We start from the raw sequence: 15566 nt of genomic DNA on the forward strand, positions 1-15566 counted from the left end.
ACGCTAAAGAGGCTAAAAATGAACGCGATCCGCGTTGAAAATATCCATAAAACCTTTGTCCTGCATCAGCAGCACGGCGTGCGTCTGCCGGTGCTCGCCGATGCCTCGCTGACGGTTAACACCGGGGAATGCGTGGTGCTGCATGGTCACTCCGGCAGCGGCAAATCGACTCTGCTGCGTTCGCTGTACGCCAACTACCTGCCGGACACCGGCCATATCCATATCCGCCACGGCGACGAATGGGTGGATCTGGTCACCGCCACGCCGCGTAAGGTGCTGGAAGTACGCAAGACGACCATCGGCTGGGTCAGCCAGTTCCTGCGGGTGATCCCGCGCATCTCAGCGCTGGAAGTGGTTATGCAGCCGTTGCTTGACCTTGGTCAGCCGCGTGAAGCAAGCGCCGCGAAAGCAGCCCGTCTGCTGACGCGTCTCAACGTGCCGGAACGTCTGTGGCATCTCGCCCCCTCGACGTTTTCCGGCGGCGAACAGCAGCGCGTCAACATTGCTCGCGGCTTTGCGGTCGATTACCCGATTTTGCTCCTCGATGAACCCACTGCCTCGCTGGACGACAAAAACAGCGCCGCAGTTGTGGCGCTGATCCACGAAGCCAAAGCGCGCGGCGCAGCCATTGTCGGCATTTTCCATGATGAAGCGGTACGCAGCCAGGTCGCCGATCGCCTGCACCCAATGGGAATTACAGTATGATAATCAACAACGTAAAGCTGGTGCTGGAAGACGAAGTGATCGACGGTTCTCTCGAAGTTCAGGAGGGGCGGATTTACGCTTTCGCCGAAAGCCAAAGCCGACTGCCAGCCGCCCTTGATGGCGAAGGCGGCTGGTTGCTACCGGGGCTCATCGAGCTGCATACCGATAATCTGGATAAATTCTTCACCCCGCGCCCGAAGGTTGACTGGCCCGCCCACTCAGCGATGAGCAGCCACGATGCCCTCATGGTCTCCAGCGGCATCACCACCGTCCTCGACGCTGTAGCGATTGGCGACGTACGCGACGGCGGCGACCGGCTGGAAAACCTGGAAAAGATGATCAACGCGGTGGAAGAGACGCAGAAACGCGGCCTCAACCGCGCCGAGCACCGCCTGCACCTGCGCTGCGAACTACCGCACCATACCACGTTGCCGCTGTTCGAAAAGCTGGTCGATCGCGAACCCGTCACGCTGGTATCGTTGATGGACCATTCACCTGGACAGCGCCAGTTCGCCAACCGCGAAAAGTATCGCGAGTACTATCAGGGAAAATATCAGCTCAGCGACGAGCAAATGCGGCATTATGAAGAGGAACAGATGGCGCTGGCCGCGACCTGGTCGCAACCCAATCGCCAGACCATCGCCGCGATGTGCCGGGATCGTCATATCGCCCTCGCCAGCCATGACGACGCGACGCATGAACATGTTGCCGAATCACATCAGCTTGGCAGCGTGATCGCCGAATTTCCTACCACCCTCGCCGCCGCCCAGGCTTCGCGCCAGCATGGGATGAACGTGCTGATGGGGGCGCCGAATATCGTGCGCGGCGGCTCGCATTCCGGCAACATCGCCGCGCATCATCTGGCTGCCAACGGACTGCTGGATATTCTCTCTTCCGACTACTACCCCGCCAGCCTGCTTGATGCGGCTTTCCGCATCGCCGATGCCGACGACAACGCCTTCACGCTGGCGCAGGCAATCCGTCTGGTCAGTAAACATCCGGCGCAGGCGCTGGGTCTGCACGACCGCGGCATCATCGCCGAAGGCAAACGCGCCGATCTGGTGCTGGCGCACCGTCGCGGCGAGCACATCCATATCGACCATGTCTGGCGTCAGGGTAAGAGGGTCTTTTAATGCCGGGAAAACTGATTTGGTTGGTCGGCCCATCCGGGTCGGGAAAAGATAGTCTGCTGGCCGAGCTACGCCAGCGCGAACATCCGCAACTGCTGGTTGCGCACCGTTATATCACCCGCCCGCACCAGGCGGGTTGCGAGAACCATATTGCGCTCAGCGAGCATGAGTTTTTCACCCGCGCCGAGCGTAATCTCTTCGCGCTAAGCTGGCATGCCAATAATAATTACTATGGCGTCGGCGTGGAGATCGATCTCTGGCTGCACGCCGGTTTCGACGTGGTCGCCAACGGCTCGCGCGCGCATCTGGCGCAGGCCCGGGAGCGCTATGACGACGTGCTGGTGCCAATTTGCCTTGAGGTTTCGCCGCAGGTGCTGCGCCAGCGGCTGGAGCAGCGCGGCCGGGAAAACGCCGTGGAAATCGCCCAGCGTCTGGATCGCGCCGCACGCTATAAACCGGCTGATTGCCTGACGTTGAATAACGACGGTAGCCTCGGGCAATCGGTCGATAGCTTCTTTCACTTGCTGCGTAGCCATACCGCGCGCGAAGAGAATCAACATGCCTGAGCGTGAGGTGTCGCGATGAGTCTGACCATCCGCTTAACCGGTACCGGCGGTGCTCAACTGGTGCCGGTATTCGGCTGCGACTGCGCCGCCTGCCGCCGCGCGCGCGCCGATGAACGCCATCGCCGCCGCCCATGCAGCGCAGTCGTGCGCTTTAATCACGCAGTGACGCTGCTCGACGCTGGCCTGCCGGATCTAGCGGAACATCAGCCGGCGGGTAGCTTCCAGCAGATTTTGCTGACTCACTACCATATGGACCACGTGCAGGGGCTGTTTCCGCTGCGCTGGGGCGTGGGCGACACCATTGCGGTATACGGCCCGCCGGACGAGCTGGGCTGCGACGATCTGTTTAAACATCCCGGCATACTGGACTTCAGCCATCTCGTTGCTCCCTTCGTGATGTTCGAACTGCAGGGGTTACGGGTCACGCCGCTGCCGTTGATACACTCGAAGCTGACCTACGGCTATCTGCTGGAGTCGGCGCACAGTCGGGTGGCCTGGCTGTCAGACACCGCCGGGCTGCCGGAAAAAACGCTGAAGTTTTTACTCAATAATCAGCCGCAGGTGATCATCATCGATTGCAGCCACGCGCCGCAGCCGCAGCCGCCGCGCAACCACAGCGATCTGAATACCGTCCGCGCCCTTAATCAGGTGATTGGCTGTCCACGCGTCATCCTGACTCACATCAGCCACCAGTTTGACCTGTGGATGATGGATAACCCGCTCCCCAAAGGCTTCGAAGCGGGATACGACAGCATGGAAATCGTGCTGGATTAACCGGTTTCTTCGCGGAGGAAGATCAGTAATTGTCGTCGAGACGGCGCTGATCGCTTTCCAGTTGGCGGCGATCGCTATCAAGCTGGCGCTGGCGGTCGTCAAGCTGACGGCGGCGGTCATCAAGCTGGCGCTGACGGTCGTTATATTGCTGTTGGTTATCCCTGCTCTGCTGACGGCTGCCCTGGTAGCTTCCGTCATCATAGCGCCCGTCATCATCGTCGGAACGACTGCTGCTCGGGTTATAGGCGTCATTGATGGCTTGCTGAATATTGCCGATAGCATCATCAATAACATCGGCATGGGCCAACTGGCTGCTCAGCGCCAGGGTGCTAAAAAGCAGAGCGGTTGCGTAATGTTTCATCGGGGCCAGTCTCGTCAGGGTACTGGCTGTACCTTAATCAACCACGCCTGGCGCGAGTAGCGGAGGAATCTCAAATCCTCGTCTGTTCAAGCGCGGTTATCGCATCAATTCTCCCCTGGTGACGTCCGCCTTCAAATTCAGCATGAAGCCAGGCTTCAACAATCATTTTCGCCAGTTCCAGGCCCACCACGCGGGCGCCGAACGCCAGAATGTTGCTGTTATTATGCTGACGAGAAAGCTGAGCCGAGTAAGGTTCGCTGCACACAACGGCGCGGATGCCGGGTACCTTATTGGCGGCGATGGAGATCCCGACGCCAGTGCCGCAAATCAAAATTCCCCCCTCCACTTCTCCAGCCGCGACGGCTTGCGCCACTGCGCTGGCATAACGCGGGTAATCGGTACGTTCCTCAGACCATGTCCCCTTATCGACCACTTCGATGCCGCATTGCTGCAGCCAGGCAAGGATATCGGCCTTCAGAATAAATCCAACATGATCACAGCCGAACGCAATTTTTTTCATACCAACCTCGTTAACAGTTAACTTTACGAGAAATGATAACTCGTGATTTAAATCACCTGAAATGGCGCAAAAACCGCCATCAATGGGCTTTTTTTACACACATGATGCCCAGGGTTCAAGCAGCAAAAAGCAACAATCGGCTGGAGATGAGGTTTTCACGACAGCACGGTATCAATATAACTTATTGTTTTAACCTGAAAACAGGTGATAAAAATGAAGTCAAAAACACACAAACATCACAAAAATACAAACTTTATAAATTTAATATTTTTGTGAAGTTTGTAGCATCTTTTCTGCGCACGCTGTGGTGATATAGTGTCGTCTTCAATTGATGGACAACGAGAAAGCGATGAGTCAGTCAGAATCCAGCACTCTCCCCAACGGTATCGGTCTTGCGCCCTGGCTGCGTATGAAGCAAGAAGGCATGACCGAAAATGAAAGCCGTATCGTGGAATGGTTGCTTACGCCGGGGAACATGAGCGATACACCAGCGATTAAAGACGTCGCAGAAGCGCTATCCGTTTCGGAAGCGATGATTGTTAAGGTCTCAAAACTGCTGGGCTTTAGCGGTTTTCGAAATCTGCGCAGCGCGCTGGAAGAGTATTTTTCTCAGTCGGAGCAGGTTCTCCCCGCGGAACTCTCTTTTGATGAAGCGCCGCAGGATGTGGTGAATAAGGTCTTTAATATTACGCTGCGTACGATCATGGAAGGACAGTCGATCGTTAACGTTGACGAGATCCACCGCGCCGCGCGCTACTTCGCGCAGGCCAATCAGCGCGATCTCTACGGCGCGGGCGGTTCAAACGCCATCTGCGCCGATGTGCAGCATAAATTTTTACGTATCGGCGTACGCTGCCAGACTTACCCGGACGCCCACATCATGATGATGTCCGCGTCGTTGCTGAAAGAGGGCGATGTGGTGCTGGTGGTCTCGCACTCCGGGCGGACCAGCGATATTAAATCGGCGGTGGAGCTGGCGAAAAAGAATGGCGCTAAAATAATTTGTATTACTCATAGCTACCATTCGCCCATCGCGAAACTCGCCGACTTTATTATTTGTTCACCAGCACCCGATACCCCTTTGCTGGGACGTAACGCTTCGGCGCGAATACTACAACTGACATTATTAGATGCGTTCTTTGTCTCAGTTGCACAACAGAATATTGAACAGGCAACAGAAAATATGCAGAAAACCGGGGCCATCGTTGAGCTTTTCTCGCCTGGCGCCCTCAAATAATTAAAAACATGGCCCTGTATTTATAGGGCCAACATAAATACCCTACACAGAGAATATGACCATGAATAAATATCTGAAACTTTTCAGCGGCGCGGCTATGGGCGTAATGTTATCCACCAGCGCTTTTGCCGCCGCCGATTATGCAGTGGTGTTAAAAACATTATCGAATCCATTTTGGGTGGATATGAAAAAAGGGATTGAAGATGAAGCAAAAACGCTGGGAGTCAGCGTCGATATTTTTGCTTCCCCCTCAGAAGGGGATTTTCAATCTCAGTTGCAGTTATTTGAAGACCTGAGTAATAAGAATTATAAAGGTATCGCCTTTGCCCCGCTCTCTTCCGTCAACCTGGTGATGCCGGTGGCCAAAGCCTGGAAAAAGGGGATTTACCTGGTCAATCTCGATGAAAAAATCGATATGGATAACCTGAAGAAAGCAGGCGGCAACGTCGAAGGTTTTGTCACAACCGACAACGTCGCGGTGGGTTCTAAAGGGGCGGCCTTCATTATCGATAAACTGGGCGCCGAGGGCGGTGAAGTGGCGATTATCGAAGGGAAAGCCGGGAATGCCTCCGGCGAAGCTCGCCGCAGCGGCGCCGCGGAAACCTTCCAAAAAGCCCCGCAAATTAAGCTGGTCGCCAGCCAGCCTGCCGACTGGGATCGCATTAAGGCGCTGGACGTCGCCACCAACGTGCTGCAACGAAACCCCAATCTCAAGGCCATTTATTGCGCCAACGACACCATGGCGATGGGCGTCGCTCAGGCCGTGGCTAACGCCGGGAAAACCGGCAAGGTGCTGGTCGTCGGCACCGACGGTATTCCCGAAGCGCGTAAGATGGTCAATGCCGGACAGATGACCGCCACCATTGCGCAGAACCCAACCGATATCGGCGCCAGCGGGCTTAAACTGCTGGTCGATGCGGCAAATTCAGGCCATGTGATCCCGCTGGATAAAGCGCCGGAATTTAAACTGGTGGATTCTATTCTGGTGACGAAATAATTTACCTTTCGTACCCGCTGATGCCCTCGCCCCGCCCCTCTCTCCGTATGGGGAGAGGGTGAAAAGATAAGGAAGTAATAATGGTCATGCCATATATATCGATGGCGGGGATCGGCAAATCCTTTGGTCCGGTTCATGCCTTAAAATCTGTTGATTTAACTATTTATCCGCACGAGATACATGCGTTATTAGGTGAGAATGGCGCGGGTAAATCAACGTTAATGAAAGTGTTATCAGGAATACATGAGCCCACGCAAGGCACCATTACGATAAATAATAGCGACTACCGCAAACTGGACCATAAATTAGCCGCCCAGCTCGGTATTGGCATTATTTACCAGGAACTCAGCGTTATTGATGAATTAACGGTTTTAGAGAATCTCTATATTGGCCGTCATCTGACGAAAAAAGTTTGCGGCATTAATATTATCGACTGGAAAGAAATGCGCCTGCGTGCGGCAATGATGCTATTGCGCGTCGGCTTAAAGGTCGATTTAGACGAAAAAGTCGCGAACCTGTCCATCAGCCATAAACAGATGCTGGAAATCGCTAAAACCCTGATGCTCGACGCCAAAGTGTTGATCATGGACGAACCCACCTCCTCGCTCACCAACAACGAGGTGGACTACCTGTTCCTGATTATGAACCAGCTGCGCAATGAAGGCACCGCCATCGTTTATATCTCGCACAAGTTGGCGGAAATTCGGCGTATTTGCGATCGCTACACGGTGATGAAAGATGGCAGCAGCGTCTGCAGCGGCATGGTCAGCGAGGTTAACAATGACGATATCGTGCGTCTGATGGTCGGTCGCGAGCTGCAAAACCGCTTTAACGCGATGAAAGAAAGCGCCGGCCACCTCGCCCGGGAAACGGTGTTTGAAGTGAAAAACGTCACCAGCCGCGATAAGAAGAAAGTTCGCGATATCTCTTTTAGCGTCAACCGCGGCGAAATCCTCGGCTTTGCCGGTCTGGTGGGTTCCGGGCGCACCGAACTCATGGACTGCTTATTTGGCGTTGATAAACGCTCCAGCGGCGAAATCCGCCTCAATGGGCGGGAGATCTCTCCCCGCTCGCCACTCGACGCGCTGAAAAAAGGCATGGGTTATATCACCGAAAGCCGCCGTGATAACGGCTTCTTCGCCAACTTCTCTATCGCCCAGAACATGGCGATCAGCCAAAGCTTGAAGCTAGGCGGCTACAAAGGCGCCACCGGGCTGTACCACGAGGACCGCGAACGCCAAATCGCCGAGGAGCAGCGCAAGCTGCTGGCGCTGAAATGCCATAGCGTTGATCAAAACATTACCGAACTCTCTGGGGGGAACCAGCAAAAGGTATTGATTTCCAAATGGTTATGCTGCAACCCCGACGTGATCATCTTTGATGAACCTACCCGCGGCATCGACGTCGGCGCCAAAGCCGAAATCTACAAAGTGATGCGCCAGCTCGCGGACGACGGAAAAGTCATCCTGATGGTGTCATCCGAGCTTCCTGAAATTATCACCGTCTGCGACCGCATTGCCGTGTTCTGCGAGGGGCGGCTGACGCAAATCCTGACCAATCGCGAAGACATGCGCGAAGAGGAGATTATGGCATGGGCACTACCACAAGAGTAAAAGGCGAAATGGGCGAGAAAAAGCCGTTTAACTTCGCGCTGTTCTGGGATAAATACGGCACCTTTTTTATCCTTGCGATGATTGTCGCCATTTTCGGCACGCTGTCGTCAGAGTATTTCCTGACTACCAATAACATCACGCAAATCTTCGTGCAAAGCTCGGTGACCGTGCTGATTGGCATGGGGGAATTCTTCGCCATCCTGGTCGCCGGTATCGACCTTTCCGTCGGCGCGATCCTGGCGCTGTCCGGCATGGTCACCGCCAAGTTGATGCTGGCAGGTGTCGATCCATTCCTCGCCGCGTTGATTGGCGGCGTGCTGGTCGGCGGCGCGCTGGGGGCGATCAACGGTTGCCTGGTGAACTGGACAGGTCTGCACCCTTTCATTATCACCCTTGGCACCAACGCGATTTTTCGCGGCATCACGCTGGTTATCTCCGACGCCAACTCGGTATATGGCTTCTCCTTCGATTTCGTCAATTTCTTCGCCGCCAGCGTGTTGGGCATCCCGGTCCCGGTTATCTTCTCGCTGATTGTCGCGGTGCTGCTGTGGTTCCTGACCACCCGCATGCGGCTGGGGCGCAATATCTACGCCCTTGGCGGCAACAAAAACTCAGCCTTCTACTCCGGCATTGACGTGAAGTTCCACATGCTGCTGGTGTTCATTATTTCCGGCGTGTGCGCCGGGCTGGCTGGCGTCGTCTCCACCGCGCGCCTCGGGGCTGCCGAGCCGCTGGCGGGCATGGGATTTGAAACTTACGCCATCGCCAGCGCCATCATCGGCGGCACCAGCTTCTTTGGCGGTAAGGGACGCATTTTCTCGGTGGTGATTGGCGGCCTGATTATCGGCACCATCAACAACGGGCTGAATATTTTGCAAGTACAAACCTATTACCAACTGGTGGTGATGGGCGGATTAATCATCGCGGCAGTCGCCCTCGATCGTCTTATCAGTAAGTAAGGAATTTATGATGAAAATTGCACCGTCGTTAATGTGTATGGATTTGCTGAAATTTAAAGAACAAATCGAGTTTATCGACCAGCATGCCGACTATTTTCACATTGATATCATGGACGGCCATTTTGTCCCTAACCTGACCCTGTCGCCCTTTTTTGTCAGCCAGGTGAATAAGCTGGCTCATAAGCCGCTGGATTGCCATCTGATGGTGACCCGTCCGCAGGATTACATTAGCCAGTTGGCAAAAGCCGGCGCGGATTTTATCACCCTGCACCCGGAGACCATCAATGGCCAGGCTTTCCGCCTGATTGACGAAATTCGCCGCCACGGTATGAAAGTCGGTTTCATTCTCAACCCGGAAACACCGGTTGAGACGATGAAATACTACCTCCATAAAGCCGATAAAATTACGGTGATGACCGTCGATCCGGGCTTTGCCGGGCAGCCGTTTATCCCGGAGATGCTGGATAAAATTGCCGAACTGAAAGCCTGGCGCGAGCGCGAAGAGTTGAGCTTCGAAATTGAAATCGACGGCTCATGCAACCAGGCCACTTATGAAACGCTGATCGCCGCAGGCGCGGACGTATTCATCGTCGGCACCTCAGGGTTGTTCAACCATGCCGAGCGCATCGATGAAGCCTGGCAGGTGATGACTCAGCAAATTTTAGCCGCGAAAAACGAGGTACTGCCTCATGCCAAAAGCGCTTAAGGTCGTCGCGGGCGTGGATATGGGAGCCACCCATATCCGTTTTTGCCTGCAAACGGAACACGGTGAATCGCTGCACTGCGAAAAGTTGCGCACCGCCGAGGTCATTGCCGACGGTGGCGTGGCGACGGGCGTCGCACGCCAGATACAACAGCAGCTTACGCGCTATCAGGCCCGCTGCTACGGCCTGGTCATGGGCTTGCCGGCGTTGGTCGGCAAAGATAAACGCACGATTATCTCAACGCCGAACCTCCCGCTGGCGCCGGAAACGCTGCTGACGCTCGCCGATGACATCGAACATGCCGTCGGCTGCCCGGTCGAATTTTACCGCGACGTCAATTTGCAGCTCTCTTTTGACGTGCGGGAAAACAGGCTCCAGCACCAGCAGGTACTGGCCGCCTATCTTGGTACCGGAATGGGTTTTGCCATCTGGCTTAACGGCGAACCCTGGACCGGGGCCCATGGCGTCGCTGGCGAGCTCGGGCATATTCCGCAAGGCGACGAGGCGCTGACCTGCGCCTGCGGCAACCGCGGCTGTCTGGAAACCGTCTGCTCCGGCATCGCGCTCAAACGCTGGTACGAACAGCAGCCGCGGGATTATGCGATCGACGAACTGTTCACCCACGCGGTGCAGGAGCCCTTCATCCAGACATTATTGCGCCATGCCGCCCGCGCCATCGCCACCAGCATCAATTTGTTCGACCCCGATACGGTAATTCTCGGCGGCGGCGTCATGGACATGGCGGATTTCCCGCGTGAAACGTTGATGACGGCGATCGGGCAGCACCTGCGTCGCCCGCTTCCCTGGCAGGCGGTACGTTTTGTTGATGCCTCATCATCCGCATTTAACGGCGCTCAGGGGGCGGCGACGCTGGCCCGTGTCCGCTACTCGCCGCCCGTAGCGCCTGCGCCAGCTGTATACGGGTGAAAGGTTTACGTAGCCGCTCCACGTCCGGCAGGGCCGGGTTATGCGCCGGGCGCAGATCCTGGCCGCTAATCAGCAGCAGCGCCACCGCCGGGAAGCGGCGCTGCGCTTCATGAATCACCTCCGCGCCGCTCAGCCCGCCGGGTAACATTAAATCGCTGATCAGCAGCGCGATTTCCCCGGAGGCCGCCAACATCTGTAGCGCCTGTTCGCCGTTTTGCGCTTCCAGTGTCAGCCAACCCAACTGATGCAGCTGCTCACAGAGCGTCTGGCGCACGTCGGCTTCATCCTCCAACACCAGCGCCAAGCGCTCGCCTGCCGCCATCGGTTCGCTATCCGTCAGCGGCGGCTCGTCTACCGCCACCGTTGTGGCACGCGGCAGCTGTAGCCGCACGGTGGTTCCCTGCCCCGGCGCGCTGTCGATGGCCACACGCCCGCCCGACTGGCGCACAAAGCCGTACACCATCGACAACCCGAGTCCGCTACCGCTGCCGGTTTGCTTGGTCGTGAAGAAGGGCTCGAAGACCTGCGCTTTTATCTCCTGCGACATCCCGCAGCCATGATCAATCACTTCCAGCGCCGCCATATCCTGCCGCCGCCCATCGCTACGGGTGACCCGCTGATTCCAGGTACGCAGCTTTATCACCCCAGACTGCCCTTCCATGGCATCGCGGGCGTTCATCACCAGATTGATTATCGCGTTTTCCAGTTGGCCGACATCGATCCACGCAGGCCAGGCGGGAGACTGCGCCTCAATCTCCAGGCTCAGCGACGAAGGCAGCGAATGGCGCATCAGTTCGCTGAGATTTTCCAGCAACGGCTGTAACGCGACGGCCTGCGGATTGAGCGACTGCTTGCGCGAAAACGCCAGCAACCGCTGAGTCAACAATGCGCCGCGCTCGGCGGCCTTCTGCGCCCGCGAGATCCGCGGCGCATCGCGTTCATCCGGCTGCACCAGTTCGAGGCTGCCGATAATCACCGCCAGTAGATTGTTAAAGTCGTGCGCCAGGCCGCCGGTGAGCTGGCCGACGACTTTCATCTTCTGACTGTGCCGCAGTGCCTCTTCAAGTCCCTGCCGCTCAATGCGGTCGATCTCCAGCTGCGTGGTCTTCTCGCGCAGCAGGCGCGTCGTGTGCTCAAGCGAAGCGGTATTACGGGCGAAGACGTTAAACGCGCGCGCCAGTTCGCCGAGTTCATCGCGCCGTTGCAGGGCCGGAACCGTCACGTTCTGCTCACCGTGCGCCAGCCGCGACATGGCGCCGGAAATGGCGTTCAGGTTCAGGCCGAGATTACGGTAGATGTACCAACCGGCGCAGCCGGTGATCGCCAGCGCCAATAGCGCGGCCAGCAGAATAAAGGTACTGATGGAACTTAACTGCTGATGGCTCAGCGCCGCCCGCGCCTCAGATGCCTGCGCGACCTTGGCCACGTACTGATTAATATCGCCATTCAGCAACGCGACCAGCGCTTTGATGTGAAACATATACCAGCCGATCGCCAGATCGCTCTCTTCGAGCTGTGCCGACAACGGCGCCAGCCTGGCCAGCTCGGCGTTGAAATCCGGCAGGATAAACGCCAACGCCGGGTCCGCGCTGCCCTGCGGTAAAAAGGTTCTTACCGCGTCGAGTTGCAGCACGATCGATCGCGGCGTCGCGGTGTGTATCGCGGCAACGATCAAGCGGTCCATTTCGCTGAGTCGCTGACGATCGATCGCCTGCCTCCCGACACGATCGTTGAGATCCTGCAAATGGCGCAAATAGCTCTGGTTTTGATACAGCGCGCTCAGCAGTTCGTTGCGCTGAAGATGGCGGCGCTGCCCGCGCTCCAGCATCCCGGCCACGCTCTGTTGCAGCTCATTGCTACGGCGAATAATGCTCGCCACCAGCGCCAGCTCCTGCTGGGCTAACGGCGCCGAAGCCAGCTGCGCCAGCGAGCGTTTAAGCGCTTGCTGCGTCTCCAGTAGCCGTTCCGCCTCGCTTTTATACTCCAGCGCGCCCACCACCTGCGACAGCCGCACCGCCGCGGTGGCGACATTCGCGGTATCGCGCGCCAGGTTCATACTGCCGCTCATATCGCTCAGCGTCTGCTGCTGCACCTGTTCCTGCAACTGGCTGGCGTGACGAAAACCGAAGATCGCCACGCCGGCGACCATCAGCGTCACCGCCACCATCAACAGATTAAATGACAGCAGGCGTCCGCGGGCGCTAACAAAAAAGTGCAGGTGGCGAGAGGACATGGCGGCTCCGGTCGGGTGTTTTCTCCCATCATTCCCGGACAACGCCCGGAGGTGAAGAAAATTTAGCGGCGTAACTGTGATCTGCGTTAACTATTCAACATGACACCCAAAATAATTCGAGTTGCAGGCAGGCGGCAAAAGAGTGAATCCCCAGGAGCTGACTCTAGTCAGTGACTGGGGTGAGCGAGTGTAGCCAACGCACCTACAGCTCGAAGGATGACGGGTATATGACAATTATGAATGGCCGATGACATTATTCATTTACGTTGCAGTGATGAAGTGCCGAAATCGACAACTCAGCCAGGAGAGCCAGCATGCAAGGAACACCAGTTCTGTCCATGCGCAACATCGCCAAAGCTTTCGGTAAGTTTTATGCGCTGAAAGGCGTGGATCTGACGGTCTGGCCCGGCGAGATCCACGCGTTGATGGGCGAAAACGGCGCAGGAAAAAGCACGCTGATGAAGATCCTCGCCGGCGCTTACACCGCCACCAGCGGCGAGATCCTGATCGACGGTAAACCGCAGACGATCAAGGGGCCGAAAGACGCGCTGGCGGCGGGGATCACGCTGATTTATCAGGAGATGCAGTTAGCGCCGAATCTGACCGTCGCGGAAAACATTTTCCTCGGCAGTGAGCTCGCCCGCGGCGGGATGACGCAGCGCAAAGAAATGCTGGTGCAGGCGCAGGCGGTCATCGACCGGCTCGGTGCGCAATTCAAAGCCAGCGATCGCGTGATGAAACTGACTATCGCCGAGCAGCAACAGGTGGAAATCGCCCGCGCGCTGCACCGCAACAGCCGCATTCTGGTGATGGATGAACCCACCGCCGCCCTCTCCTCGCGAGAAACCCAGCGCCTGTTTGAGCTGATTCTGCGCCTGCGCGATGAGGGGATGGCGATTATCTATATCAGCCACCGCATGGCGGAAGTGTATGAACTCTCCGATCGCGTCAGCGTGCTGCGCGACGGCCAGTACGTCGGCAGCCTGACCCGCGACCACCTTAGCGCGCCCGAATTAGTGCGCATGATGGTCGGCCGCCCGCTCAGCGATCTGTTCAACAAAGCGCGCGATATTCCGCGTGGCCAGCCGCGTCTGCGGGTACAGGATCTCACCGACGGCGGCAAAGTCCGTCCCAGCAGTCTGGTGGTGCACGCGGGCGAGATCGTCGGCCTTGCCGGTCTGGTCGGCGCCGGGCGTTCCGAACTGGCGCAGCTGATTTTCGGCGTCCGCAAAGCTACTGGCGGGGTGATTGAAATCGACAGCGAACCGGTCGTCATTCATTCGCCGCGCGAAGCGATCGACCTCGGAATCGGCTTTCTGACCGAAAACCGTAAAGAGCAGGGATTATTTCTCGAACTGGCGGCGCAGGAGAACATCACCATGGCGACGCTGGAGCGCGACGCCAACTGGGGGATGCTCGACCGCAAGAAGGCGCAAACCATCTCCGATGACGCGATCCAGTTGCTTAACATTCGCGTCCCGCATGCGCAGGTGCGCGCCGGCGGGCTTTCCGGCGGCAATCAGCAAAAATTGCTGATTTCGCGCTGGGTGGCGATCGGCCCGCGCATTCTGATCCTTGATGAACCTACCCGCGGCGTCGACGTCGGCGCCAAAAGCGAGATTTACCGCATCATGAACCAGATGGCCCGCCAGGGCGTCGCCATTTTAATGATCTCCAGCGAACTGCCTGAGGTGGTGGGAATGAGCGATCGGGTGTACGTGATGCGCGAAGGCGGCATCGCAGGCGAACTACAGGTCGGTGAAATTAGCCAGGAGAGCATTATGACGCTGGCGACCGGGGTTAACGATACTCACCTAAAGGCAGGGCAAGCATGAGCATACCGAAAGATACCTCCGCGCCGCCGACGGCAAAGTCCGCTTCGGCCAAAAAAATGCTGATGGGCGACCTGATGCAGACCGTCGGCATCTTGCCGATTTTAATCCTGATTGTCGCCGTCTTCGGCTTTATCGCGCCGAACTTCTTCACTGAAAGCAACCTGCTGAATATCACCCGCCAGGCCTCCATCAACATCGTACTGGCGGCGGGGATGACCTTTATCATTCTCACCGGCGGCATCGATCTTTCAGTCGGCTCGATTCTCGGCACCACCGCCGTGGCGGCGATGGTGGTCTCGCTTATCCCACAGTTCGCCTTACTGTCGATTCCGGCGGCGCTGATGCTCGGCATGTTGCTCGGCTTGTTCAACGGCGTGCTGGTCGCCTTCGCCGGGCTGCCGCCATTTATCGTCACCCTCGGCACCTACACCGCGTTGCGCGGCGCCGCCTATCTGCTGGCTGACGGCACCACGGTCATTAACTCCGACATCAGCTTTGAATGGATCGGCAATGACTATCTCGGCCCGGTACCGTGGCTGGTGGTGATTGCGCTGGCGGTGATTGCGGTGTGCTGGTTCATCCTACGCCGCACCACGCTCGGTATTCATATCTACGCCGTCGGCGGCAATATGCAGGCGGCGCGCCTCACGGGGATTAAAGTCTGGCTGGTGCTGCTGTTCGTCTATGGTATGAGCGGGCTGCTCTCCGGGCTCGGCGGGGTAATGAGCGCCTCGCGGCTATATAGCGCCAACGGCAACCTCGGTGTGGGTTATGAGCTGGACGCCATCGCCGCGGTAATTCTCGGCGGTACCAGCTTCGTCGGCGGTATCGGCACCATCACCGGTACGCTGGTGGGGGCGCTGATTATCGCCACCCTGAATAACGGCATGACGCTGATGGGCGTCTCTTACTTCTGGCAACTGGTGATCAAAGGGGCGGTGATCATCATAGCGGTGCTGATCGACAAATACCGTACCCGACACCATCAAAGTGCATAACAACAAC

Annotated in this window: 15 protein-coding genes; 12 read left to right on the forward strand and 3 right to left on the reverse strand. The window is 57.2% G+C overall.

Features of this window, described 5'->3' with window-relative positions:
• Positions 1–18: 18 nt before the first annotated feature.
• The 4 genes from phnL to phnP are packed head-to-tail and all read left to right on the forward strand — an operon-like array spanning position 19 to position 3175.
• Entirely contained in the window at positions 19–705 is a 687-nt protein-coding gene (gene phnL, locus PYR66_21705; protein WEF27856.1) for a phosphonate C-P lyase system protein PhnL, read from the forward strand.
• Entirely contained in the window at positions 702–1838 is a 1137-nt protein-coding gene (gene phnM / locus PYR66_21710) for an alpha-D-ribose 1-methylphosphonate 5-triphosphate diphosphatase (GenBank protein WEF27857.1), read from the forward strand. Before phnL ends, phnM begins: the two co-directional genes overlap by 4 nt.
• Positions 1838–2401, forward strand: coding sequence for a ribose 1,5-bisphosphokinase (phnN, locus tag PYR66_21715; protein ID WEF27858.1), 564 nt, complete (start codon positions 1838–1840; stop codon positions 2399–2401). Before phnM ends, phnN begins: the two co-directional genes overlap by 1 nt.
• Positions 2402–2416: 15 nt before the next feature.
• Positions 2417–3175 carry a phosphonate metabolism protein PhnP gene (gene phnP / locus PYR66_21720; protein ID WEF27859.1) on the forward strand — a complete coding sequence of 253 codons (759 nt, stop codon included), beginning with the start codon at positions 2417–2419 and terminating at the stop codon, positions 3173–3175.
• A gap of 22 nt (positions 3176–3197) precedes the next feature.
• Here the strand turns inward: phnP and yjdP are convergent, their stop codons facing one another.
• Entirely contained in the window at positions 3198–3536 is a 339-nt protein-coding gene (yjdP, locus tag PYR66_21725; protein WEF27860.1) for a DDRRRQL repeat protein YjdP, read from the reverse strand.
• A gap of 70 nt (positions 3537–3606) precedes the next feature.
• A complete protein-coding gene (gene rpiB / locus PYR66_21730) occupies positions 3607–4056 on the reverse strand; it encodes a bifunctional allose-6-phosphate isomerase/ribose-5-phosphate isomerase RpiB (GenBank protein ID WEF27861.1) in 450 nt (149 codons plus the stop codon).
• A gap of 349 nt (positions 4057–4405) precedes the next feature.
• Here rpiB and PYR66_21735 point away from each other — a divergent pair, with 349 nt between their 5' ends.
• The 6 genes from PYR66_21735 to alsK all read left to right on the forward strand — a co-directional run bounded on the left by PYR66_21735 (position 4406) and on the right by alsK (position 10493).
• A complete protein-coding gene (locus PYR66_21735; protein ID WEF27862.1) occupies positions 4406–5293 on the forward strand; it encodes a MurR/RpiR family transcriptional regulator in 888 nt (295 codons plus the stop codon).
• 61 nt (positions 5294–5354) lie between these two features.
• Positions 5355–6290, forward strand: a complete 936-nt coding sequence (gene alsB / locus PYR66_21740; GenBank protein WEF27863.1) for a D-allose transporter substrate-binding protein — start codon at positions 5355–5357, stop codon at positions 6288–6290.
• A gap of 80 nt (positions 6291–6370) precedes the next feature.
• Entirely contained in the window at positions 6371–7903 is a 1533-nt protein-coding gene (gene alsA, locus PYR66_21745; protein ID WEF27864.1) for a D-allose ABC transporter ATP-binding protein AlsA, read from the forward strand.
• A complete protein-coding gene (alsC, locus tag PYR66_21750) occupies positions 7882–8862 on the forward strand; it encodes a D-allose ABC transporter permease (protein WEF27865.1) in 981 nt (326 codons plus the stop codon). Before alsA ends, alsC begins: the two co-directional genes overlap by 22 nt.
• A gap of 10 nt (positions 8863–8872) precedes the next feature.
• Entirely contained in the window at positions 8873–9568 is a 696-nt protein-coding gene (gene alsE, locus PYR66_21755) for a D-allulose 6-phosphate 3-epimerase (protein WEF30522.1), read from the forward strand.
• Complete coding sequence (gene alsK, locus PYR66_21760) at positions 9552–10493, forward strand: allose kinase (GenBank protein WEF27866.1); 942 nt, start codon at positions 9552–9554, stop codon at positions 10491–10493. Before alsE ends, alsK begins: the two co-directional genes overlap by 17 nt.
• On the opposite strand, the gene PYR66_21765 is transcribed toward alsK, so the two are convergent.
• Positions 10411–12726, reverse strand: a complete 2316-nt coding sequence (locus PYR66_21765) for an ATP-binding protein (protein WEF27867.1) — start codon at positions 12724–12726, stop codon at positions 10411–10413. The two genes, alsK and PYR66_21765, sit on opposite strands and share 83 nt — an antisense overlap.
• A gap of 314 nt (positions 12727–13040) precedes the next feature.
• Between PYR66_21765 and PYR66_21770 the strand changes: the two genes are divergently transcribed.
• Complete coding sequence (locus PYR66_21770; GenBank protein WEF27868.1) at positions 13041–14561, forward strand: sugar ABC transporter ATP-binding protein; 1521 nt, start codon at positions 13041–13043, stop codon at positions 14559–14561.
• The gene (locus PYR66_21775; GenBank protein ID WEF27869.1) at positions 14558–15559 is read left to right on the forward strand and encodes a ribose ABC transporter permease; all 1002 of its coding nucleotides are present in this window, start codon (positions 14558–14560) and stop codon (positions 15557–15559) included. The genes PYR66_21770 and PYR66_21775 overlap by 4 nt, the downstream gene beginning before the upstream one ends.
• Positions 15560–15566 lie beyond the last annotated feature (7 nt).

The organism is Klebsiella aerogenes (assembly GCA_029027985.1).
Lineage (GTDB): Bacteria > Pseudomonadota > Gammaproteobacteria > Enterobacterales > Enterobacteriaceae > Klebsiella > Klebsiella aerogenes_A.

Coding starts and splice junctions, on each gene's coding strand:
- phnL (WEF27856.1), top strand. CDS start 19: ATGAACGCGATCCGCGTTGAAAATATCCATAAAACCTTTGTCCTGCAT.
- phnM (WEF27857.1), top strand. CDS start 702: ATGATAATCAACAACGTAAAGCTGGTGCTGGAAGACGAAGTGATCGAC.
- phnN (WEF27858.1), top strand. CDS start 1,838: ATGCCGGGAAAACTGATTTGGTTGGTCGGCCCATCCGGGTCGGGAAAA.
- phnP (WEF27859.1), top strand. CDS start 2,417: ATGAGTCTGACCATCCGCTTAACCGGTACCGGCGGTGCTCAACTGGTG.
- yjdP (WEF27860.1), bottom strand. CDS start 3,536: ATGAAACATTACGCAACCGCTCTGCTTTTTAGCACCCTGGCGCTGAGC.
- rpiB (WEF27861.1), bottom strand. CDS start 4,056: ATGAAAAAAATTGCGTTCGGCTGTGATCATGTTGGATTTATTCTGAAG.
- PYR66_21735 (WEF27862.1), top strand. CDS start 4,406: ATGAGTCAGTCAGAATCCAGCACTCTCCCCAACGGTATCGGTCTTGCG.
- alsB (WEF27863.1), top strand. CDS start 5,355: ATGAATAAATATCTGAAACTTTTCAGCGGCGCGGCTATGGGCGTAATG.
- alsA (WEF27864.1), top strand. CDS start 6,371: ATGGTCATGCCATATATATCGATGGCGGGGATCGGCAAATCCTTTGGT.
- alsC (WEF27865.1), top strand. CDS start 7,882: ATGGGCACTACCACAAGAGTAAAAGGCGAAATGGGCGAGAAAAAGCCG.
- alsE (WEF30522.1), top strand. CDS start 8,873: ATGAAAATTGCACCGTCGTTAATGTGTATGGATTTGCTGAAATTTAAA.
- alsK (WEF27866.1), top strand. CDS start 9,552: ATGCCAAAAGCGCTTAAGGTCGTCGCGGGCGTGGATATGGGAGCCACC.
- PYR66_21765 (WEF27867.1), bottom strand. CDS start 12,726: ATGTCCTCTCGCCACCTGCACTTTTTTGTTAGCGCCCGCGGACGCCTG.
- PYR66_21770 (WEF27868.1), top strand. CDS start 13,041: ATGCAAGGAACACCAGTTCTGTCCATGCGCAACATCGCCAAAGCTTTC.
- PYR66_21775 (WEF27869.1), top strand. CDS start 14,558: ATGAGCATACCGAAAGATACCTCCGCGCCGCCGACGGCAAAGTCCGCT.